This window comes from Achromobacter sp. ACM02 (assembly GCF_014851605.1).
Classification (GTDB): Bacteria; Pseudomonadota; Gammaproteobacteria; order Burkholderiales; family Burkholderiaceae_B; genus Achromobacter; species Achromobacter aegrifaciens.
This window is the reverse complement of sequence record NZ_JACUZY010000004.1, coordinates 696583-717615: the sequence shown is the minus strand read 5'-3', so window position 1 is coordinate 717615 and position 21033 is coordinate 696583. Positions and strand designations below refer to the sequence as shown.

General features: G+C 62.6%; 21 protein-coding genes and 1 tRNA gene. 10 read left to right on the top strand and 12 right to left on the bottom strand.

Going from position 1 to position 21033, the window contains the following annotated elements; all coding sequences use genetic code 11:
* Nucleotides 1-56 precede the first annotated feature (56 nt).
* Nucleotides 57-320 (bottom strand): PP0621 family protein, encoded by a 264-nt coding sequence (locus IB258_RS15810; protein ID WP_158598561.1) that lies wholly within the window; start codon nucleotides 318-320, stop codon nucleotides 57-59.
* Between the two features lies 1 nt (nucleotide 321).
* Nucleotides 322-1164 carry an inner membrane protein YpjD gene (locus IB258_RS15805; protein WP_054459338.1) on the bottom strand — a complete coding sequence of 281 codons (843 nt, stop codon included), beginning with the start codon at nucleotides 1162-1164 and terminating at the stop codon, nucleotides 322-324.
* 106 nt (nucleotides 1165-1270) lie between these two features.
* On the opposite strand from IB258_RS15805, the gene ffh reads away from it, so the two are divergent.
* Entirely contained in the window at nucleotides 1271-2677 is a 1407-nt protein-coding gene (ffh, locus tag IB258_RS15800; protein ID WP_054459340.1) for a signal recognition particle protein, read from the top strand.
* Between the two features lie 262 nt (nucleotides 2678-2939).
* Here the strand turns inward: ffh and lysM are convergent, their stop codons facing one another.
* The 5 genes from lysM to trmB all read right to left on the bottom strand — a co-directional run bounded on the left by lysM (nucleotide 2940) and on the right by trmB (nucleotide 6007).
* Complete coding sequence (gene lysM / locus IB258_RS15795) at nucleotides 2940-3386, bottom strand: peptidoglycan-binding protein LysM (protein ID WP_054459342.1); 447 nt, start codon at nucleotides 3384-3386, stop codon at nucleotides 2940-2942.
* 43 nt (nucleotides 3387-3429) lie between these two features.
* Nucleotides 3430-3747 carry a hypothetical protein gene (locus IB258_RS15790; protein ID WP_054459343.1) on the bottom strand — a complete coding sequence of 106 codons (318 nt, stop codon included), beginning with the start codon at nucleotides 3745-3747 and terminating at the stop codon, nucleotides 3430-3432.
* Nucleotides 3748-4029: 282 nt separating this feature from the next.
* Nucleotides 4030-4230 (bottom strand): sulfur carrier protein ThiS, encoded by a 201-nt coding sequence (gene thiS, locus IB258_RS15785; protein WP_054459345.1) that lies wholly within the window; start codon nucleotides 4228-4230, stop codon nucleotides 4030-4032.
* A gap of 14 nt (nucleotides 4231-4244) precedes the next feature.
* Nucleotides 4245-5183: a prolyl aminopeptidase gene (gene pip / locus IB258_RS15780; protein WP_054459347.1), complete on the bottom strand. Its 939-nt coding sequence runs from the start codon at nucleotides 5181-5183 to the stop codon at nucleotides 4245-4247.
* Nucleotides 5183-6007, bottom strand: a complete 825-nt coding sequence (gene trmB, locus IB258_RS15775) for a tRNA (guanosine(46)-N7)-methyltransferase TrmB (protein WP_175180506.1) — start codon at nucleotides 6005-6007, stop codon at nucleotides 5183-5185. The genes pip and trmB overlap by 1 nt, the downstream gene beginning before the upstream one ends.
* 185 nt (nucleotides 6008-6192) lie before the next feature.
* On the opposite strand from trmB, the gene IB258_RS15770 reads away from it, so the two are divergent.
* Nucleotides 6193-6266, top strand: a tRNA-Gly gene (locus tag IB258_RS15770).
* Nucleotides 6267-6337: 71 nt separating this feature from the next.
* Here IB258_RS15770 and IB258_RS15765 read toward each other — a convergent pair.
* A complete protein-coding gene (locus IB258_RS15765) occupies nucleotides 6338-6796 on the bottom strand; it encodes an Lrp/AsnC family transcriptional regulator (RefSeq protein WP_054459352.1) in 459 nt (152 codons plus the stop codon).
* A gap of 179 nt (nucleotides 6797-6975) precedes the next feature.
* Between IB258_RS15765 and IB258_RS15760 the strand changes: the two genes are divergently transcribed.
* The 5 genes from IB258_RS15760 (at nucleotide 6976) to IB258_RS15740 (ending at nucleotide 12389) form a co-directional block, all read left to right on the top strand.
* Nucleotides 6976-7935 carry a LysR family transcriptional regulator gene (locus tag IB258_RS15760; RefSeq protein WP_054459354.1) on the top strand — a complete coding sequence of 320 codons (960 nt, stop codon included), beginning with the start codon at nucleotides 6976-6978 and terminating at the stop codon, nucleotides 7933-7935.
* Nucleotides 7936-8152: 217 nt separating this feature from the next.
* On the top strand, nucleotides 8153-9373 hold the full coding sequence (gene metC, locus IB258_RS15755; protein WP_119450447.1) for a cystathionine beta-lyase: 1221 nt from the start codon (nucleotides 8153-8155) through the stop codon (nucleotides 9371-9373).
* A 40-nt stretch (nucleotides 9374-9413) separates the two neighbouring features.
* Nucleotides 9414-10349, top strand: coding sequence for a 4-hydroxy-tetrahydrodipicolinate synthase (locus IB258_RS15750; protein WP_119450446.1), 936 nt, complete (start codon nucleotides 9414-9416; stop codon nucleotides 10347-10349).
* 130 nt (nucleotides 10350-10479) lie between these two features.
* Complete coding sequence (locus IB258_RS15745) at nucleotides 10480-11259, top strand: SDR family NAD(P)-dependent oxidoreductase (RefSeq protein WP_054452198.1); 780 nt, start codon at nucleotides 10480-10482, stop codon at nucleotides 11257-11259.
* 110 nt (nucleotides 11260-11369) lie between these two features.
* On the top strand, nucleotides 11370-12389 hold the full coding sequence (locus IB258_RS15740) for a tripartite tricarboxylate transporter substrate binding protein (RefSeq protein WP_225588872.1): 1020 nt from the start codon (nucleotides 11370-11372) through the stop codon (nucleotides 12387-12389).
* Between the two features lie 84 nt (nucleotides 12390-12473).
* Here the strand turns inward: IB258_RS15740 and IB258_RS15735 are convergent, their stop codons facing one another.
* Nucleotides 12474-14792 carry a molybdopterin-dependent oxidoreductase gene (locus tag IB258_RS15735; protein ID WP_192352845.1) on the bottom strand — a complete coding sequence of 773 codons (2319 nt, stop codon included), beginning with the start codon at nucleotides 14790-14792 and terminating at the stop codon, nucleotides 12474-12476.
* Between the two features lie 250 nt (nucleotides 14793-15042).
* Here IB258_RS15735 and IB258_RS15730 point away from each other — a divergent pair, with 250 nt between their 5' ends.
* The gene (locus IB258_RS15730; protein WP_192352844.1) at nucleotides 15043-16299 is read left to right on the top strand and encodes a D-amino acid dehydrogenase; all 1257 of its coding nucleotides are present in this window, start codon (nucleotides 15043-15045) and stop codon (nucleotides 16297-16299) included.
* A gap of 67 nt (nucleotides 16300-16366) precedes the next feature.
* Here IB258_RS15730 and IB258_RS15725 read toward each other — a convergent pair whose 3' ends face one another.
* From IB258_RS15725 to IB258_RS15715, 3 genes are all read right to left on the bottom strand, one after another.
* The gene (locus tag IB258_RS15725) at nucleotides 16367-17329 is read right to left on the bottom strand and encodes a bifunctional GNAT family N-acetyltransferase/nucleoside diphosphate kinase regulator (protein ID WP_054452190.1); all 963 of its coding nucleotides are present in this window, start codon (nucleotides 17327-17329) and stop codon (nucleotides 16367-16369) included.
* 96 nt (nucleotides 17330-17425) lie between these two features.
* Nucleotides 17426-17944, bottom strand: coding sequence for a hypothetical protein (locus IB258_RS15720; RefSeq protein ID WP_125471274.1), 519 nt, complete (start codon nucleotides 17942-17944; stop codon nucleotides 17426-17428).
* A gap of 74 nt (nucleotides 17945-18018) precedes the next feature.
* On the bottom strand, nucleotides 18019-19050 hold the full coding sequence (locus IB258_RS15715; RefSeq protein ID WP_166738319.1) for a helix-turn-helix domain-containing protein: 1032 nt from the start codon (nucleotides 19048-19050) through the stop codon (nucleotides 18019-18021).
* A 124-nt stretch (nucleotides 19051-19174) separates the two neighbouring features.
* On the opposite strand from IB258_RS15715, the gene IB258_RS15710 reads away from it, so the two are divergent.
* Nucleotides 19175-19960, top strand: a complete 786-nt coding sequence (locus tag IB258_RS15710; RefSeq protein ID WP_192352843.1) for an alpha/beta fold hydrolase — start codon at nucleotides 19175-19177, stop codon at nucleotides 19958-19960.
* Nucleotides 19961-19987: 27 nt separating this feature from the next.
* The gene (locus IB258_RS15705; protein ID WP_192352842.1) at nucleotides 19988-20971 is read left to right on the top strand and encodes a tripartite tricarboxylate transporter substrate binding protein; all 984 of its coding nucleotides are present in this window, start codon (nucleotides 19988-19990) and stop codon (nucleotides 20969-20971) included.
* Nucleotides 20972-21033: the final 62 nt, after the last annotated feature.

Sequence of the window (21033 nt, the reverse complement as noted above, 5' to 3'; positions counted from 1 at the left end):
TGTGGTTTCCAACACGCATTATGCCGTGCAGGGCGGCAAGCCTCTAATCAGGCGGATCAGTGCCGGGCCGGGCCCAGGCGCGCGTGTTCCGAGCTGCACCAGGTCTGGCCGTTCTGCTGCAAGGCTTCGGACCGGGGCAGATGGATGCCACAGTGGGCGCAGCGCACCATGGACTCCAGCGGCTTGGGGCCGCGCGCATCGGCCTTGGGCTTTTTCGCGCCCTGCTGGCCGGCTTGCCGCGCCGCGGCCATGCGGCCCGCCAGACGGGCCACGAACAGCACCAGGATGATCAGAACAATCCAGAACAGCAACTTGCCCACTTCAACCTCGATGCAGAATCATTTCCAGCACGAACCGGCTGCCGGTATAGGCCAGAATCAGGAACCCGAAACCCGTCAGCGTCCAGCGCAGGGCGACGCGGCCGCGCCAGCCCCAGACGTGGCGGCCGGCCAGCAGCACGCCGAAGGTCAGCCATGACAGCAGCGTGAACACGGTCTTGTGGTCGAAGGGCAGGATCTTGCCCGTCAGCTTCATGGACGCCACCGAACCCGTGCCCACGGCCAGCGTCAGCACGATGAAGCCGATCCAGATGATGCGGAACAGCAGCTGTTCCTGCACCAGCAGCGGCGGCTGGGAGTCCAGCACGCGGCCGACGATGCTGCGTTCGGCGGGAGCTTCCAGCGGGCGATGCAGATGGCGGTCCAGCAGCGCCATCATCATGGCGTGCAGCGCGGCGATGGTGATCAGGCCGTAGGCCGCCAGGGCGATCAGCAGGTGGACGCGCAGCCACGCGTCGTTGGCATGGGGCACGAATTGGCCCTGGGGAAAGATTGCGGCCAGGCCGCTGGCGATGGTGGCTGCCGGCAGCAGCAGCAATTGCAGGCCGTCTATGCGTACCAGCAGGCTTTCCAGCCAGAACACCACCATGCCCAGCCAGATGGCCGCGGACAGGGCCAACGCCCACCCGATGAACAGATGCTGGGCCCCCAGCATCGATTGTTGCAGCCCGATTCCATGGAGAACCAGGGCACCCAGCAGGCACAGGCGGGCGATTTTGCCGGTCTGTTCCACGCCGCCGCCACGGGCCAGGCGGATCCAAAGCGACCCTCCCAGCACCGCGTACGCCAAGGCAGCCGCCGTGTGAAATACAATGCCTAGTGACATAGAAACCGTTGTCTGGATGGGGCCTTGGGGCGCATGCCGCCCGAAAGCGCAGAATCCGCGCCTGCGGCCACCGTTCAATCAACTAGTTTAAGCGGAAACGCCTCTCATGCTCGATAACCTAACTCAACGCCTGTCGCGCGTCGTCAAGACGCTGCGCGGGGAAGCCCGCCTGACCGAGGCCAACACCCAGGAGATGCTGCGCGAAGTGCGCATGGCGCTGCTGGAAGCCGACGTGGCACTGCCCGTCGTGCGCGAGTTCGTCGCGCGCGTGAAGGAAAAGGCGCTGGGCGAAGAAGTCGCCAGCAGCCTCAGCCCGGGCCAGGCCCTGGTGGGCGTGGTCCACAAGGAACTGACCGCCCTGATGGGCGGCGACCTGGGCGCCGACTCCGGCGAACTGTCGCTGGCGGTGCAGCCGCCTGCCGTCATCCTGATGGCAGGCCTGCAGGGCGCCGGCAAGACCACCACCACCGGCAAGCTGGCGCGCTGGCTCAGCGAAGGCCAGCACACCCAGCACGGCCGCAAGACTGGCAAGAAGAAAGTGCTGGTGGTGTCCGCCGACGTCTACCGCCCGGCCGCTATCGATCAGCTGAAGAGCGTGGCAGCACAGGTGGGCGTGGACTTCCTGCCGTCCGACCCCAGCCAGAAGCCCGAGGACATCGCCCGTAACGCGGTGGACCACGCGCGCCGCCATCACTATGACGTGCTGATCCTGGACACGGCCGGCCGTTTGGGCATCGACGAAGCCATGATGCGCGAAATCCGCGCGCTGCATGACCTGGTCAAGCCGGTGGAAACGCTGTTCGTGGTTGACGCCATGCAGGGCCAGGACGCGGTCAACACCGCGCGCGCCTTTGCCGAAGCGCTGCCCCTGACCGGCGTGGTGCTGACCAAGCTGGACGGCGACGCCCGCGGCGGCGCGGCCCTGTCGGTGCGCCACGTTACCGGCAAGCCCCTGAAGTTCGTCGGCGTCTCGGAAAAGCTCGATGGCCTGGAGCCGTTCTATCCCGAGCGCATGGCGCAGCGCGTGCTGGGCATGGGCGACATCGTCTCGCTGGTCGAACAGGCCCAGAAGAACATCGACATCGCCGAAGCCCAGAAGCTCGCCGCGAAGATCAAGTCGGGCAACAAGTTCGACCTGAACGACTTTCGCGACCAGCTGGGCCAGGTGAAGAAGCTGGGCGACATGGGCTCGCTGCTGGAAAAGCTGCCCGCCCAGTTTCAGCAGGCTGCCGGCCAATTGCAGGGCGGCCAGGCTGAAAAGCAGCTGCGCCGCACCGAAGGCATCCTGAACTCCATGACGGCGGCCGAACGCGCCAAGCCCGAACTCATCAAGGCCTCGCGCAAGCGTCGCATCGCGGCTGGTTCCGGCGTGCCGGTGCAAGAGGTCAACCGCCTGCTGGCACAGTTCGACCAGATGCAGGGCATGATGAAGCAGATGAAGAAGGGCGGCATGGCCAAGATGATGCGCGCCATGGGCGGGATGAAGGGCTTGGGCCGCTTCGGAATGAAGTGATGCCCCCACGGCGCGCGCACTGCGTGCGCTGGCGGTGCCCCCCAAAAGGGGGCGCTTTTTCCCTAGGCAGCCCTGCGGAAAAGACCCTTCTTGCGCCGGACCGGAATGCCCCTGTTGGGGCATTTTTCATTGGAGAGACGGGCGAAAAAAATGGCCAGACATTGCGTCTGGCCAAGTAATCGCGGCTAGCAGGGGGCGCCTGCCGCGATGCAAGCCGGAAAGCGCATGGGTGCCTTCCAGCCTGTCCGATTTACGGCAATGATCAGGACAGGGGCGGGATACGCAGCACCTGGCCCGGGTAGATCTTGTCGGGGCTGGTCAGCATGGGCTTGTTGGCTTCGAAGATCAGGTTGTTCTTCGCGCCCTGGCCCTTGCCGTATTGCGCTTCGGCAATCTTCCACAGGTTGTCGCCCTTCTGCACCGTGTACATCTTGGCTTCCGGGGTGGCCTGCTTCACCTTCAGTTGGTTGTCCACCTGGGCCACGCCCACGGTGTTGCCCAGCGCCAGAGTGATTTTCTCCGCCGCTTCAGTGCTGAGGGCCTCGCCCGCCACCGTGACCTTGTCGCCATCGACCGAGATCTGCAAGCCGTCGGCATTCAGGCCGTGCTTATCGAGCTCTTTCTTCAATTCGTCCGCCGTCGCGGCCTTGGCCTCGCTGGCGCCGAAGAGCTTTTCTCCAACGTCCTTGATGAAATTGAGCAGACCCATAGTGTTTCCTTTATCTATGTTGCGGTGAGAGAAACAAGTGCCATCAGGGCTTTTGGCCCATGAACATTTTGCGCACGATGCCGGCGATCAAGGTCAGCACGGCGCCACCGACGCCGCCGCCGACCACGCTGCTGGCGATCGCGGAAAGATCCAGTCCCGTATTGCCTGCTGCAACCGCGTTCGCTCCGGCGGTGATCATCGGAGCCAGCCAGGAACCCCCTGCCAGGCCGCCGATGGCGCCTGCGATGGTATTGCCCAACGGGCCCAGATTGAACTGCTGGAGCATCTTTCCCAAGCCATTGCCTGCGGCAGCGCCGGCGACAAGCTGGATGATCAGGTTGATGATGACTGCGGTGTTCATGATGCCTCCTCTGCCCCGCGAGGGCGATGTGCAACGCTAGAACAACAGCAAGACGAACGTACGAAACCAGCAGGAACGATTATGACTCGCACATTCCCCGGGCGACGAGGGGTTAACGTGTAACAGGTTGCTAGCCTGTCGGCAGACTACGCAAGAATGCTGGTCAGTTTGCAGGGAATGCGCCGCGATCGGTCTAAACCGCATCGGGCGCGCGGCTACATGCGACAAGGGCCGCTATCGCAGCGGCCCTTGTCTTGGCTGTCTTTCAGCGCGGCGCCGGTGTCAGCCGCCGCCCACGGCCACCACGATTTCGATCTGGTCGCCGTCCGTCAGCGCGGTCTGCGCGTGCTGGCTCTTGGGCACGATTTCGCCGTTGCGTTCCACGGCCACGCGCTTGCCGGCATAGCCCAGGGCTTCCAGCAGCTCGTTCACGGTCGTGTCCAGGGGAAACTCCCGTGCGTCTCCGTTCAGGGTGATGTGCATGCAGGTCTCCTCAGTTATCGCGCATAGCCGTCGGTGGCGGCGATCAGCCGCGCCAACGTGCCGGGTTCGTCAAACGCATGGCCCGCATCCGGGACCAGGTGGAATTCGGCTTCGGGCCAGGCGCGGTGCAGATCCCAGGCGGTGCGCGCGGGCGTGCAGACGTCGTAGCGCCCCTGCACGATGGTGCCCGGAATGCCGCGCAGCTTGTGCGCATCGCGTATCAGCTGGCCTTCTTCCATGAAGCCGCGGTTCACGAAGTAGTGGTTCTCGATGCGCGCGAACGCCAGAGCGGCGCGGTCGGCGGCATGGCTTTGCTGGTGGCGCGGGCTGGGCAGCAGCGTGATGGTGCTGTCTTCCCATTTGCTCCAGGCCTTGGCGGCGCGCAACTGCTCGGCCGGGTCGTCGCCCGTCAGGCGCTTGTGATACGCCGCGACCAGGTCGCCGCGCTCGTCTTCCGGAATCGGCGCCAGGTACTCTTCCCAGCGGTCGGGGAACAGCCACGACGCGCCTTCCTGGTAGAACCAGTGGATCTCCGCGCGCCGCAGCCCGAAAATGCCGCGCAGCACCAGTTCGCTGACGTGGGACACGTGCGTTTCCGCATAGGCCAGCGCCAGCGTCGAACCCCAGGACCCGCCGAACACCAGCCACTTTTCCGCGCCCATGACCTCGGTGCGCAGACGTTCGATGTCGGACACCAGATGCCAGGTCGTGTTGTTCTCCAGGCTGGCGTGGGGCTGCGAACGGCCGCAACCGCGCTGATCGAACAGCAGCACGTTGTAGCGCTGCGGATCGAACAGCTGCCGGTGCACGGGCGAGCAGCCGCTGCCGGGGCCGCCATGCAGGAACACGGCGGGCTTGCCCTGCGGATTGCCGCAGAGTTCCCAGTAGATCTGGTGGCCGTCGCCGGTGTCCAGCGTGCCTTGGCGGTAGGGTTCGATGGGCGGGTATAGCATCAGGCGACTCGCTTGAAGATCAGGTCCCAGACGCCGTGGCCCAGTCGCAGGCCGCGGTTCTCGAATTTGGTCAGAGGGCGGTAATCGGGGCGCGGAGCGTAGCCGTCCGCGGTATTCGCAAGCTGCGGCTCATTGCCCAGCACTTCCAGCATCTGCACCGCGTAGTCTTCCCAATCGGTGGCGCAATGGATGTAGCCGCCCGGCGCGATGCGGCTGGCCAGGAGCGCGATGAACGCGGGCTGGATCAGGCGGCGCTTGTGATGGCGCTTCTTCGGCCACGGATCGGGGAAATAGATATGCACGCCGGCCAGCGAATCGGGGGCGATCATGTCGCGCACCACTTCCACCGCGTCGTGCTGGATGATGCGCAGGTTCGGGATATTGGAGTCTTCAATGCGGCGCAGCAGCGAGCCCACGCCAGCGTTGAACACCTCCACACCCAGGAAATTGTCGTCCGGGCGCGCCAGCGCGATCTTCTCGGTGGTCTCGCCCATGCCGAAGCCGATTTCCAGCACCGTCGGGGCCTGCCGGCCGAAGGCGGCGGCGGGATCCAGGCGGCGCGGCGCATAGGGAATGGACCATTGGCCCATCAGGCGCTCGAGCGCGGCCAGCTGGCCCTGCGTAATGTGGCCGCGGCGGTGCACGAAACTGCGGATATGGGTCGCGCCCGGGCTGTTGGGAGCGTGGGCGGTACTGGCCAGCGCCGCCTGCGTTTCCGGGGAAACGGCGGCAGCCGAGGGCTCGCCGCCAGGCGTCGCGGGGGCGCTTGCGGCAGCCGGGGCCGAGGCGGCTGCGGGGTTGTTTTCGGGGGTGTTCGTATTCATAGCCCGAATTGTAGTGGCAGGCCCGGCATGCCGCTGTCGCCCAGATGCACTAAATTGGGGACATATTTACAACCTTGAGGCTGAGGGCCTGTTGCAGCAGGGCGGCGGCGGCCAGCAGCGATGAAAAAAGGCGCGCTATAATCGCCGCCTCTGCTTCGGCTTTGCGCCGAGGGCACGACACCCGAGCGGGTGTAGTTCAATGGTAGAACGGCGGCTTCCCAAGCCTCAAGCGTGGGTTCGATTCCCATCACCCGCTCCAATTACGCGCCACGTCCAATTCCTCGGTTTGGGATGCAATTCCCTCAGACTGGGGCTTGTCGCGCCTGCGCATCAAAGATGGTCAAGCGGCAACGCCGTGGTGTACTTGAGTTCCTCCATCGCAAAACTCGAACTGACGTCAAACAGTTCAGCGACCTGGATGAGCTTCTTGTAGACGAAATCGAACCCGGCGATATCGGGCACCACCACCTTGAGAAGGTAGTCGGTGTCGCCGGTCATCCGATAGAACTCCATGACCTCCGGCATATCCTTGACGCCGAGCGAGAATTTCTCGAGCCAATTCAGGTCATGGCGGTTCGTCTTTATCGACACGAACACAGTCACGCCCAGCCCCGCCTTGTTGTTGTCCAACAGGCAAACCTGGCGGCGAATAAGGCCGGACGCCTGCAGATGCTGAATCCGCTTCCAGCACGCGGTCGGGGACAGGTGGACCCGTTCGGCGATTTCATTGTTCGAGAGGCGCGCATCAGTCTGAAGCAACGCGAGGATGCAGCGATCTTTCTTGTCCATGGCTCACTCAACTTACCCTCCCTTTTGCGCAGCGTACATACCTGTATGCCGTTGCCGCCGCGCGGTTCGGAGGCCAAACCTGAGGTCGATGTTATAGGCCGCTACCCCCGGGGGCGATACAATTCATCGAGCCAAACCTACAAGAAATTTTATATTTGAGCCGGCGAGCCGGAGGCGCGATGCAAGAGGTGGACCTTACTCTCACGCAGACTTTTTTCCTTGTCGCACAGGAGGGCACGTATTCCGCCGCGGCGCGCCGGCTGAACATCACCTACCAGTCGGTGGCCAATCACATCCGGCGCCTCGAGCAGCGCGTCGGCGAGAAGCTGGTGGTGGCTGGGCGCGGCGCCAAGTCGATCAAGCTCACTCCTCGCGGCACCAGCCTTTACCGGCTGCTGGCGCCGGAATTCGACGTCATGCTGACGCGCCTGGGCAACCTGATCGACAAGGAACGGCCAGTCATCCGTATCGGGATGCCGCACGCGATCTTCTACTACCTGCTGCCGCCGGTGCTGACGAAGTTTCGGCGCATGTATCCCAACGTCGAGATCGTCGGCTACGAAAAGGACGTCTCGCTGCCGGAGCTGATCCGCAACGGCTCGCTGGATGTCTGTTTGAGCGAGCGCTATTTCGGCGACACCGTGATTCCGCAGCGCGTTATCTGCCACTACCAGCCGGCGCTGGCGTTCCCGTCGAGCTGGCCGGCGCCAGCCGATGAGACGGCTGTTCCGGAATGGGCGCTTGGGCGGCCGCTGGTGACATATGAACCGGGCCAGATGCTCCGCAATATCGCATTGGACTATTTGTCGGTCGGCAACGAGCAGCCCAAGGTCGCGGTGTCTACCTCGACCAGCATGAGCGTCAAGCGTTGCGTCGATGAAGGCCTGGGTTTCGCATTGCTTCCCACGTGGTGCATCGACGAGTCGGATCGGCGCCTGAGCTGCATCGCGCTTCCCAACGCGCCGAGGATTCCCATCTATTTCGGCGAAGCCATGTTCCTGAAATCGAATCCATTCGTGCGTTCGCTTCACAAGCTTTGCCTGGAGATTTTTCCCTCCACCATCGAAGAACGCGCGGGCCGGTGGAATTCCCTTGACGCAAGCAGGCCGAGACGCGCGCGCGCCGCTGCCCGAAGCTGAGGCCTTTCCTCCCCCGGGTCTGAGCTGACCCGGCTTAGCCAGTCCGCCTTCGCCAGATTGTCAGGATTCGGCGGTGATTATTTTTCTCTTTTTGCCTCCGGAAGGGGTAAAAAATCGAAGAGTTTTCACCCACTCTCCTCATAGACTTGATCACGTCATCAGTGGTCATCGACTTCCCCTGGAAGCGCTGGCCGTGCATCCACGGAGATTGAAGTTCATGAGGCAAAGCACTCAACTCGTCAGCGCAGGCCGGCATCCGGAACGTTTTGGCGGCCTGGTGAATACCCCCATCTGCAGGGCATCGACGATACTCGCGGGCAGCATGGCGGAATGGGAAGGCATGAAGCGCGCCCGCGCCGCGCAAGAGCCGGGCGCCACCACCTATGGCCGCTATGGAACCGCCACCACCCACGCGTTCGAGGAGGCCATGGCCACCCTGGAAGGCGGACACCGCTCCCTGGTCTTTCCCTCGGGCCTGGCGGCCATCGCCACGACGCTCACCGCATTGCTCAAGGCCGGCGACCATATCCTGGTTTCGTATAGCGCCTATTCCCCGACCCGCTCCTTCCTCGATCGCGTGCTCAGCCGCTTCGGGGTTGAGGTACAGGTCTACGACCCTGCTTGCGGCAAGCGCATCGAATCGCTCATGCAGCCCAATACGCGCGTCGTATTTGTCGAATCGCCGGGTTCCGAAACGCTCGAAATCCAGGATATTCCCGCCATCGCGGCGGCCGCGCACGCGCACGGCGCCTTTGTCGTCATGGACAACACCTGGGCCACGCCGTTGTTCTTCAAGGCTTTCGACCATGGCGTCGATGTGTCCATTCACGCCGCGACCAAGTACATCGTGGGTCATTCGGATGCCATGCTGGGCGTGGTGACCTGCAACCAAGCCACCTGGCCCAAGGTCAGGGAGACGACGCAGGAAATGGGCCAGACGGCCAGTCCCGACGATATCTTCCTGGCATTGCGCGGGCTGCGCACCATGGACGTGCGGCTGCAGAAGCATATGGCGTCGGGAATCCGCGTGGCCCAGTGGCTGGAACAACAAGCCGAGGTCGAGGCCGTGGTGCATCCCGCGCTGCCGTCGCATCCGGGCCATGCCATCTGGAAGCGTGATTTCAAGGGGGCAAGCGGCCTGTTCACGGTAGTCCTGCGCGCCAGCGACGACGAATCAGTCGCCGCCTTTGTCGATGCCTTGCATCATTTCGGAATCGGCGTGTCCTGGGGCGGATATGAAAGCCTGGCCATACCGTTCACTCCGGGAAAGCACCATGGTGATCGCTGGCCTCACAAGGGCAAGGCAGTACGCATGCATGTGGGGCTGGAAGACCCGGAAGACCTGATCGCCGACTTGAAGCAAGGTTTGGCTGCGATGGTTGCCTGCCAGGATGCGCAGCAGCAAGATACTCAGAAAGAAGTCGCCCGCTCGGTTTGAGCTTCCACCATTTTTGACTCGTCCATTACTGGAGATACACATGAGCAAGATGAAGATCACCGGGTCCTTCGTGGCCCTGATTACGCCCTTCAACAAGGATGGCAGTCCCGATTACGAAGCTTTCCGCGAACTGCTGAAGTTCCAGGAAGACAATGGCACCAGCGCCGTGCTCATCATGGGATCCACGGGCGAGGTTTCCATGCTGTCGCAAAAAGAGCGCCAGGACATCATCGTGGAAACCGCGAAGATGAAGACCGGCAAGATGAAGCTCTTCTATGGCTGCACCGGCAACAACACCGAGGCCACCATGGATTACCTGCGCTTTGCACGGGCCAACGGCGCCGATGGCGCCATTCTGGCAGCGCCTGCCTACATCTGCGCCTCCGAAGCGGACATCGAAAGCTATTTCCTCGAGATAGCCGACGCCACCGATCTGCCGCTGGGCATCTACAACAATCCGCCGCGGGTCAAGAGCGATCTGCACTGGGATCAGCTGCTGCGCATCTTCAAGCACCCGAACTACGTGGTCCACAAGGAATCCACCACGCGCGTGGGCCAGGTGGCGCAGGTGCTATACGGCGCGCCCGACGTATCCGTAATGTGCTGCGATTCGCCCAATCTGGGCCTGGTCGTGCCGACCATGAGCCTGGGTGGCCATGGCACGGCCAACATGACCGGCAATATCGCGCCGGCAGAGTTGACGGAAATTTCCCAGCCCTGGACCTCGCCCGAGGTCAGCTTCAGCTTCCGCGAATCCTATTTGCGCAATCTGCAATTGCTGCACTACTCGTACTCGGCCATCAACCCCGTGGCCATCAAATCGCTGATGAAGGCCGTGGGCCTGCCGGCAGGCGAACTGCGCAAGCCGCTGCGCGCACTGGAAGGAGAGCCTCTGCTCAAGGGCCTGCGCGCGGTCAAGGCGCTGGGGCTGGACAAGAAGTACGGCTGGAATTCGCTGCAACTGAAGGCCGCCTGATCCCTTGCAGGATGGGGCCGGAAAGAACGCGCGCCGGGAGATTGTCCGCCTTGCGGCTTCCTGCTGACTGAATTCCTTTCCGGCCATTTCATGTCATGGATCGGGCTGCGCCTTTGCAATAGGAAACGCTATGGATTTGGGAATTCGAGGCCGCCACGCGCTGGTTTTCGGCGGTAGCAAGGGAATGGGCCGCGCCTGCGCCCATCAGTTGGCAAGCGAAGGCGTCAACGTGACCATCGCGGCGCGCACGGAAAGCACGCTGGCCCAGGCCGCTGAGGAAATCACGGCGGCCACGGGAACCCGGGTCCGATACGCAGTTGCCAATATCACCACGGATGAAGGGCGGGAGGCGGCGCTTGCAGCGTGTCCCGCGCCCGATATTCTGGTCAATAACGCAGACGGCGCGCCGCCCGGCGACTTCCGCCAGTGGACCCAGTCCGACTGGCATGCGGCCCTTGATGCCATGGCCCTCGGGCCGATCGACATGATCCGGCGGGTCGTCGACGGCATGATGGAACGCCGCTTCGGCCGCATCGTGAACATCGTTTCACGCAGCGTCAAAACCCCGCAGCTTGAACTCGGCCTTTCCAATGGTGCGCGCTCGTGCCTGGTGGGCTTTGTCGCGGGCCTGGCCCGCCAGACGGTGCGGCACAACGTCACCATCAACAACCTGCTTCCGGGCGTCTTCGCCACCGATGCGCAGCGGCATCACATAGAAGGAATGCTGGAGCCAGGCGGCAAGAGTTTTGAACAGCTGTGGACGGAGCGCGGATCCAACAATCCTGCCGGCCGCTACGGCGAGCCCGAGGAATTGGGCGCGCTTTGCGCATATGTCTGCGCGGCCCAATCCGGCTATATATGCGGCCAGAATATCTTAATAGACGGCGCAGCCTATCCAGGCACCTACTGATTCGCCTACGATCATCCCCGCTTTCCACGCCGGCCTTTTTTCATGTATTGCGGGGCCGAAGAGGGGGGGCGGTATTCGTTGCCCAACCATTTTCAATGAGATCGTTCGTCATGCGTAATACCCCTATTCGTTCTCGCCGCCTTTGCATGAAAGGCATTGCGGCAGTTGTCGGTGGATTGGCCGTGCTGGGTTCGGTACAGGCGCAGTCGAAGGCGGACGCCTCCTATCCCAGCCGCCCGATTACCATCGTGGTGCCTCATCCTCCTGGCGGCTCCGTCGACGGCCTCGCCCGCATATTTGCCGTGAAGCTGGGCGAGGAGCTGAAGCAATCGGTCATCATCGACAACAGGGCAGGCGCGTCCGGGATGGTGGGCGCAGGCGTGGTCGCCCGTTCGGCGGCAGATGGCTATACGTTGTACCTGAATGCCTCGATCCACAACATCAACCCGCTGCTCTATGGGAAGAAGATGACCTTCGATGCGGTGAAGGATTTCACCCCCATCAGCGGTCTGGCGCAAGGCGCATTGATATTCAGCGTGAACAACGATGTCCCTGCGAAGACCGTGCAGGAGTTCGTCGGTGTGGTGAAGGCAGCTCCCAACAAATACAATTTTGCAACCACGGGCTTTGGCTCGGCGGGGCACCTCGCCATCGCGCAGTTTGCATATGAAGGCGGTCTTTCCGATCTGAAGATCCCGATCGTCCTCTACAAAGGCGGCGGTCCCGCCTTGACCGATCTGATCGGCGGACAGGTTCACGCGCTGGCCGATCCAATGCTCTCCTCGCTGCCGATGGTCAAGTCAGGCAAGATACGCGCGCTGGCGGTAACCGGCGACAAGCGCAGCCCCTTGCTTCCGGACGTTCCCACGATGCGCGAAGCCGGGCTGAAGAATTTCGAGTTTTATTCCTGGTATGGCTTGTGGGCGCCAGCCAAGTTGCCGGAGCCGATACTCAAGAAGCTGGAAGTCGCCACGCAGAAAGTCATGACGTCCGCCAGCATGAAGGAGCAACTCGACAACCTCGGCTTTGAAAGCTCCTACCGGAACAGCGCGGACTTCGCGCAGTACATCCAGGCCGAGACGGACAAATACAGCGCCATCATCAAGCAGGCCAATATCACCGCGGAATAAGGCGTTTTCCCAAGAACCAGAGCGCCCCATCGAGGGGCGCTCCGGGCGCTTGGGAAAAGCCGTGTCCGGACCCGGGCCAGACGGCTATGCGGCACGATCCAATTTGGCAATTGCCGGCGCCTCCAGGGCCCGGACCGAAGGCGCGGCTTCTTCCCAGCGCATTACCTCCACCAGCGCGGACTGGGCACTGCTTCCCTGAGTCAAGCGGGAAGTGCCCACGTCTATCGTCAATACGTTGGGGTTGCCGTGTATCTCCAGCTCCTCGTCGGCAGCGTCAAACCATGCTCCCGTAGGCAGCGCCACCACGCCGGGCTTGAGGTCGGCGTCGATAAGCGCGGTTGCAAGGCACGCGCCACGGTCGTTGTAAATCTTGACGAGATCATGCTGGCCGATGCGGCGCGCTTGCGCATCCAGCGGCGAAATGCGCAGGGCCTCCCGGCCATTGACCTTGAGGTCCACCGATGCCTTGCCGCCATCCATTTGGGAATGGAGCTTGCCCGCGGGCTGCGGCGTGAGCAGATGCAGCGGCCACCTTGCAGCCTTGGGTGAGCCAAGCCATTCGTCCGGCATCAGCCAGCTGGGGTGGGGCGGGCAATCGGCGTAACCGAATCCGGCGATTTTTTCCGAATACAGCTCGATGCGTCCGGACGGTGTACGCAGTGGATGTTCCTCGGGATCGCGACGGAACTCTTCGAACAGCACGAATGGCTTTTCAGGCTCGGGAATTTCCACGAACCCGCGGCTCCAGAATGCATCGAAATCAGGGGCCATATGGCCGCAGTCGCGCCATTCCTTGGCCATTGATTCGTAGATATGCCGTACCCACTCCATCTCGCCTCGGCCTTCGGTAAAACCATGCTCGTAGCCGCCCAGCGCGGCCAGTTCCCGGTATATGTCGAAGTCATTGCGGCTGGAGCCGATCGGCGCCAGGGCCTGATGCATGGCGAACACGTGACGATCGCGCGTCGATCCGCCGATGTCATTTCTTTCCAGCGTGGTGGTGGCCGGCAGCACAATGTCCGAGCGCCGCGCCATGGGTGTCCACCAGATCTCATGGGCGACTATCGTTTGCGGCCGGCTCCACGCCCGGCTGAAGCGGTTCAGGTCCTGCTGGTGATGGAAGGGGTTGCCGCCGGCCCAGTACACCATCTTGATGTCTGGATAAGTACCTTCCCGCCCATTGAATTCATAGTGCTGGCCAGGATGCAGCAGCATGTCGGTGACCCGGGCAACAGGAATCACCGAGCCGGTCGGGTTGCGTCCCGATTCCATGGCCGGTCCCGCGATCTCCATGCGCGGGTTTCCCGCGCCATTCATGGACGCATGCCCAAACGCAAAGCCCCCCCCAGGCAGCCCGATATGCCCCAACGCAGCGGCTAGCGCAATGCTTGCCCAATACGGTTGTTCGCCGCGATGAGCCCGTTGCAACGACCACGCGCAAGTCAGCATCGTGCGAGTGTTGCGTGCCTGACGCGCGAGTGCGCGGATAGTCTCGGCCGGCACATCGCAGATCGCCTGGGCCCATTCCGGCGTCTTCGGGATTCCGTCCGTACTGCCTTCGAGATAATCGCGCAAGGCCGGAAATCCAACGCAGTGGGTCTGGAGGAACGCTTCGTCGTGGACGCCATCAACGATCAGCGCCTGGATCATTGCCAGCATCAAGGCCGCGTCCGTGTTGGGACGAATGGGAATCCAGCGCGCACGCACGCCGGCAGGGACATCTCCCCGGGTCGGGCTGATGACCACAAGCTCCATGCCAGCGGCTATCGCCCGTTCGAGCTGCCCGGGCACGGGATGGTCCCCGGCGCCGCCCGATGTGATCTGCGTGTTGCGCAACGGCATGCCGCCGAATGCGATCAGCAGCCGCGTATGACTGGTGACACTGTTCCAGTCCGTCACACGGCCGGTAACCGGCGTATAGGTGCCGATCACATGGGGCAGCAGGAACTGCGCGGTGCCCCAGCTATAGTTGCCCGCCTGATTCGTAAAGCCGCCGCCGGCGTTCAGGAAACGGTGCGTCTGGGTGCGCGCATGGTGCAAACGGCCCGCCGATGACCAGCCATACGAGCCGCCAAAGATGGCCTCGCTGCCATGCTCTGTCCTCACTCGCTGGAGTTCCGAATGGACCGCCGCAAGGGCCTCGTCCCAACTGACCTCAACGTAGTCGTCACGTCCGCGCTCGCTCCCGTCGCACAAGTGCCGGTCGCGCAGCCAGCCCTTCCGGATGGCTGGCCGGTTCACCCGTAGCGGCGAGTGGACCATGGCAGGCATCGATTGCAGGATGCCCGAGGGAGCGCTGTCGCGGGCGAACGGTTCGCAATCGATCAGCCGGCCGCCTTGCGTGACCGCGGTGAATGCGCCCCAATGAGAGAGCGAGGGGAAGCGGCGAATCTGTTCAGACATGATTTGACGAGGTTCCGGCCCAAGGCCGCGCATATCAAAGGCGCGGACCGATTGCGAATGTTCAGCACGCCATTAATGCTAGCAATACAGCTGGTGAATTTTCTTTCCATTCGCGCGGATTGGCGTCAAAACAATGAAATAAATTTCACTCCGGCACCCTTTATTCTTGAATCCGGTCCGGCCTGGCATCGCCGGGCAGCGCGTTCCGGCTACGCCGCAGACATCACAATCGACCAAGACAACCACGCCCATGAAAGTTCTCATCCTCGGATCCGGCGTAGTCGGCGCCACAACGGCCTACTATCTCTGCCGCGAAGGCCATGACGTCGAAGTTGTGGAACGCCACTCGGCGGCGGGAATGGAAACCAGTTTCGGCAATGCGGGCGGTCTTTGCCCGAGCTTTGCGGCGCCATGGGCCGCGCCGGGAATGCCGGTCAAGGTATTGAAGATGGCGTTGCAAGCCGATGCCCCGGTGCGCTTTTCGCTTTGGCCCGAATTTGAAAGGCTCCGTTGGACCAGGCGATGGCTGATGGAATGCAATGCGCCGCGGTTTCGCGTCAACAAACTGCGCATGCAGCGCGTGGCTCACTACAGTCTCGCTTGCCTGAAGCAGCTCATGGCCGAGACGCCGATCGCGTTCGATTTTCATGCGGGCGGCGTGTTGCAGCTGTTCCAGACCGTAGCGGAGTGCCGGTATGGCGATATTGCCGCCAGCGCACTGAGGGAATTCGGCATTCGCCACAGTGTGTTGAACGGGCGCGATGCGCTGGCGGTCGAGCCGGCCTTGCGAGACGCCACCGCCAGGATCGCGGGCGGCCTTCATTTGCCGTCCGATGCCTCGGGCGATAGCCACATTTTCTGCCAGGCATTGACCGCCTGGCTTCAGCGTGCGGGCGTGAAGTTTCGATTCGACACCGATGTGCGGCGATTGCTGCATGAGGGCGGTCGGGTGGTGGGCGCAGAGACCTCTGGCGGCATACTGAAGGGCGATGCCACGGTTGTCGCCTTGGGCAACCAGGCTCCGGCACTGCTTGCGCCGCTGGGGATCAAGCTTCCCGTATATCCGCTCAAGGGCTATTCGATTACCGCGCGGGTGACCAATGCCGATCAAGCGCCCAATATGTCGGTCATGGATGAACACAACAAGGTCATGATTTCACGGCTGGGCAATAGAATCCGCGCGGCGGGCATGGCCGAACTGGTCGGCCACGACTTGTCATTGAAGGCGGCCCGCAAGGATGTGCTGGTCCGGGCGGTGCGCAGCCTGTTCCCACATGGTATCGACTACGCCAACGCTACCTTCTGGGCGGGTCTGCGCCCCATGACGCCAGACGGCCCCCCGATTCTCGGAGTCTCTGGTTGGGGCGGGCTGTTTCTCAACAGCGGGCATGGCTCGAACGGCTGGACCCAGGCTTGCGGAACGTCCCGGATCGTGGCGGATCTGGTCTGCGGCCGCAAGCCTGAAATCGACCTCGAGGGACTCACGATCGAGCGTTTTCGAAGGTAGCATTGACGGCACGCGAAGTTTCGCCATCCCTGTCGAGGTTGTTCGCGCCAGACAGACGAACGCCGATCTAGAGATGGAAATCGCCCGCGGCTTCCGGCTGGTAAAGCACTTTCCTGATCCCGATCCGGCGGGTCCGGTCCGAAATCCGCCAATCGATGGAATCCCCCTCCTGGTAGCCCAGGATGGCGGCCCCGACATCGGAACAGACAGAGAGCTTTCCTGCGCTGCTGTCGGCGTCTTCAGGGTAGACCAGGGCCACTTCCATCTCTTCGTCGTCCAGCTGCAGCAAGGCACGGGAGTTCATCGTGACCACGTCCCGCGCCACTTGCTGCGGCTTGACGACGATGGCGCGCTCCAGCTCGTGCTCGAGCTCGACAATAGTCGGACCCTGCTCGAGTTCTATCAGGCTCTTGAGCCGGGCCTTGTCGATTTCAGTGATGTAGATATCGGTGGAGTCGACAACGGCGCCTTCGCGCAACAGTCGTAGATAACGCCCCGCAGTCATGGAAAACGACTTCAGCGTCGGTGTTTCGTTTTCAAGCAGAAAGCCGCTGCGCAGAAAGGTCTTCAGCGAACGCGCGTTGTCCGGGTGGATCTTGGCGATGAGCTTTTCGGCCCGCATGTCGAGGAAGGCCAGCTTCATGCCTTCGCGGATCGTGCTGGCGCCCAGGTTCCGGCCCCAGTTGTCGCAGTCTCCGATCACCAGGACGATCTCGCAATCCGGGCCGGTCTTGACGAGGCGAACGAAGCCCACCGGGGCGTCATGCCTGTCATAGGCCATGAAGAACCGGCCGCCCTGGTTGAACAGATGGGTCAGGATCGGCAGCTGGGTCCGATCGATGGCTTGCTCGATGAAACGGGAGACATTGCGCGAATCGCTCAGATAGCAGGTCACGCGCTCATCTTCCAACCAATCCATCAGCGTCAGCGCGTGCGTCCGGGTGATTTCCGGGCACAGCGAAATGAAAGGCTTGTTCATCTTCACCACACTCATTCGTAAAGGATGAAAGCCCTTCATGGCGATGGCCATGACGGTTCTTTCGGCAAACCGCGCATTTTAGGACGGAATGCGGATGAGTGCAGGGCGGGCCGAGAACGGGCGCCGCTTGCAAGGCCCGGGGCCGTGTCAGATCGGATGAACCCTGCGCCTGCGCATGAGCCACTGCCAGAAATCCGCGAACAGTTTTGCTGACACGGAAAAAGCGATCAGCACGGCCGCGCCAGCAAGCGTGGGCCATCGATCAGCCCAGGCTTGCTCGAATACCAGGAGGACAAACATGTGCCCCAGCGCGGCCATCAATGGCGCGCCGATCAACCATCCCGCGACAAACCAACAATCGTGGCGGGTAAAGACCTTCGTGAAACTGAGGTGATAGGCCGCGCGTGCCACGTAATAGGACAGCACCAGGGTCAGGAAAATGAGTGCGATGCCAGCAAGCGTAAAGTCTTCGGATACGCGGACCTTGTGCCAGCTTTGAAGTATCGGGTCGCCGATCAGAATCCACTGGTCTACCGGCGGATCGTAGTGCGCGATCGGAATGATTCCGACACCGCGTGCAAGCCACGACAATCCGTGGAAGCAATACCAGGCAAAGATGATCGAAGCTGCTGCGCCGAACAGCATACGCAGCTTGTGGCTAGCCATTGCAGTAATTCCCATCGCGCTCGAAGTTCCCTGAGTATTCCACGCATGTTCCTGGCGTTCTCGGCAGCCAGTCTCTAAACCTCTCTTCCATACTGCTCCATTTTCCACCGAGCCCGCGGCCCCCGCTGCGTGTACTCGCGCCGGTAATCCGCCGGCGTTACGCCGAACTTCCGCTTGAAGGCGCGACGGAAGGCCGCCACGTCCAGATAGCCGCAGTCATTGGCTATGTCCTCCACGGAGCGCAGCGTCACTTCCAGCCACATCTGGCTCTTTCTCATCCGTATATCGGTGAGGAATTCATGCGGTGTGATCGCCAAGTGCGTCCGGAAAAGGCGTGCCAAGGTTCTTTCGCTGACGGCCGCATGCTGTGCGGCGTCGCCTATCGTTATCGCTTCCTGGGCATGTGCCAGCAACCACTGGACGGCCCTGTACAGCGGGCTGTCGCGTGTGAGACCGCTGACCTTCTCTATGGGCAGCGTCGACGCGATGATCTGCCGCGCGGGATCGAAGACGAGCTTGTCGCGCGATGCGCCGGCCAGTCCGGCGATGCCCGTGCGGTCCATCAGATCGAGCACGCAGTCATAGGCCAATGAAGGCGTCCCGGCAAGCAGGATGCGCTCGCTGGCCCAGACAATCGGATCGTTGGCGATGGCCAGGTCCGGATGGGTCCGCGCGAAGCCCGACTGGTACGCCCATTGCACCGGCGTCCGCATCTTGTCCAGTACGCCTGCCGCCGCGACCAACCAGACGCCGGTGCCCACCGCGCAGACGTAGCGCCCATCCGCCACCGCGCTGCGGATTTCGTGCAGCACGGCGTCGTTGTTTGCCACGCTGGCGCGCAACTGCGGCACCGAGACCGTTTCCAGGGGCGGAACAAAGACGGCGCGCTCCATTGCCGAATCCGGCGCGCCCGGCGGCATGAAGCTCAGATGTTCGGACGCCGAGTCCGTTTCCGCCGAAAGGGCTGCGCCCACGCAGCGCCACGTCACCACATGGCCGCTCGCTTGCCCGCTGCGGCTGCGGGCAATGCCGTTGGCGGTGCGGAACGTATCGATCGCGGCATGGATGGGGCCGTTCAACCTGCCGGCGGGCTGCAGCAGTTCCACATGCAGAGGGTAGTTGTCTGGAGCGGCACCCATGATGTCTGTTTGGAGCGCGGTCTTTCCGCAGAGGATCGAACAAAATCAACACGCAAATATTAGATCAACCGCGCCCTCCAAGGAGCCATCCGTGCCATACGCAACCGCGTCCGACGACACCCGCATCTACTACGAAACCTATGGCGACGGCGCGCCCGTCCTGTTCATCCATGGCGGCGGCGGCAACACCATATGCTGGTATCAGCAGGTGCCTTTCTTCGCCAGCAAGTACAAGGTCATCGTGATGGACTTGAGGGGCTTCAAGAACTCTCCCTGCGTGCCGGAACGCAACCATCCGCGCCACTACCCCGCCGATGTGCTGGCCATACTGGAACAGGAAGGCATAGGAAAAGTAAACCTCGTGTGCCAGTCGCTGGGCGCATGGGCAGGCTTGCCGCTGGCCGTGAAGCATCCGGAGCGCGTCCAGACGCTCTTCATCAGCGGCTCGCCGACGCCGGCCTATTCGCCCGAGACCTGGGAAATTCTGCGCAAGGCCGGCAAGACCTTCGATGACGGCCGCCACGATCTGCGCAGCAAGAGCATCGGCTGGAACCGCAAGAACGTCGAAGCCCGGCCCGAGATGCTGCATCTGTACGGCTGCATCAAAGCGCTCAATCCCAAGGGCTTCCTGGCGCTGACCATGCAGGCCGACGACGTCAAGATCCATCCCGCCGAGTTCGAGGGCTACCGCGTGCCGACCTTGATGACCGGCGGCAGCCACGACGATTTCCTGACCCCGGAAAGCCACCATCTGGTCGCGAAGCTGCTGCCGGGCAGCCTCAAGTACACCTTTGAAGATTCGGGCCATTCTCCTTATTTCGAAACGCCGGACGAATTCAACCGCGTGGTGCTTGAGTTCCTGGACGCGCACAACTAGTTCCTGATCCTGCAAGAAGGAGACAACATGGCTGCCATCAAAAAAACACTGGCGTTCGGGCTGGCTGGCGTCATGGCGCTGGCCAGCGTCGCCGCCATGGCGCAAACCGATTATCCGAACCGGCCCATCCGCTGGATCGTTCCCTCGCCGGCGGGCGCGCCTATCGACGCCATCGGACGCAAGCTGGGCGAACTCATGTCCGCGCGGCTCGGCGCGCCCGTCGTGATAGAAAACAAGCCCGGCGCCGGCAGCACCATCGGCGCCACCGAGGTCGCGCGGGCCAAGCCCGACGGCTATACCTTGATGCTGAGCGTGGGCGACGCGCTCATCTCTTCGGTCGTGACCATGAAGGTGCCTTATGACCCGCAGCGCGACTTCACGTTGATCAGCAAGATAGCCGCGTCAGGTCCCGTGCTCATCGCAAACAAGTCGATGCCGGCCGGCGACCTGGCCGGGGCGGTCAAGGAGGCCCGGGCGGCGCAGGTTCCTCTGGCCTATGGGTCGTATGGTCCGGGCTCGTACCCGCAACTGATCATGGAGAGCCTGGCCAGGCAGTCTTCGGTGAAGTTCATCGAAGTCCCCTACAAGGGATCGCCGCCGGCGATGACCGATCTGCTGGGCGGGCAGTTGGCATTTACCTTCACTTCCACCAGCATTGCCGCGCCCATGATCGCGGACGGCAAGGTCAAGGCCATCGCCGTTATCGGCGACAAGCGCTCGGCGCTGCTGCCTGGGGTCCAGACCTTCGCCGAAGCGGGATACGACGCCTTCATATTCAAGAACAAGGCCTGGGTCGGCCTGAGCGGCCCCGCCGGCATGCCTGCGGACGTGGTGCAGAAGCTTGCGGCGGCGGCTCAGCAGGTGGTGCGGGATCCGGAGTTCGGCAAGTATCTGGAGAACATCGGCTTCGACGCCGTGGGCAATACGCCGGAGGAGTTCCTGAAGGAGTATCGGGAGGAGTATTCGGTCGTGCCGGGGCTGATCAAGGAGCTGGGCGTGGCGGCGCATTGATCAGCGGGTTTATTTGATGGCGGATGGAAATCGATGGTTCCTGATATTCATTCGATATCAAA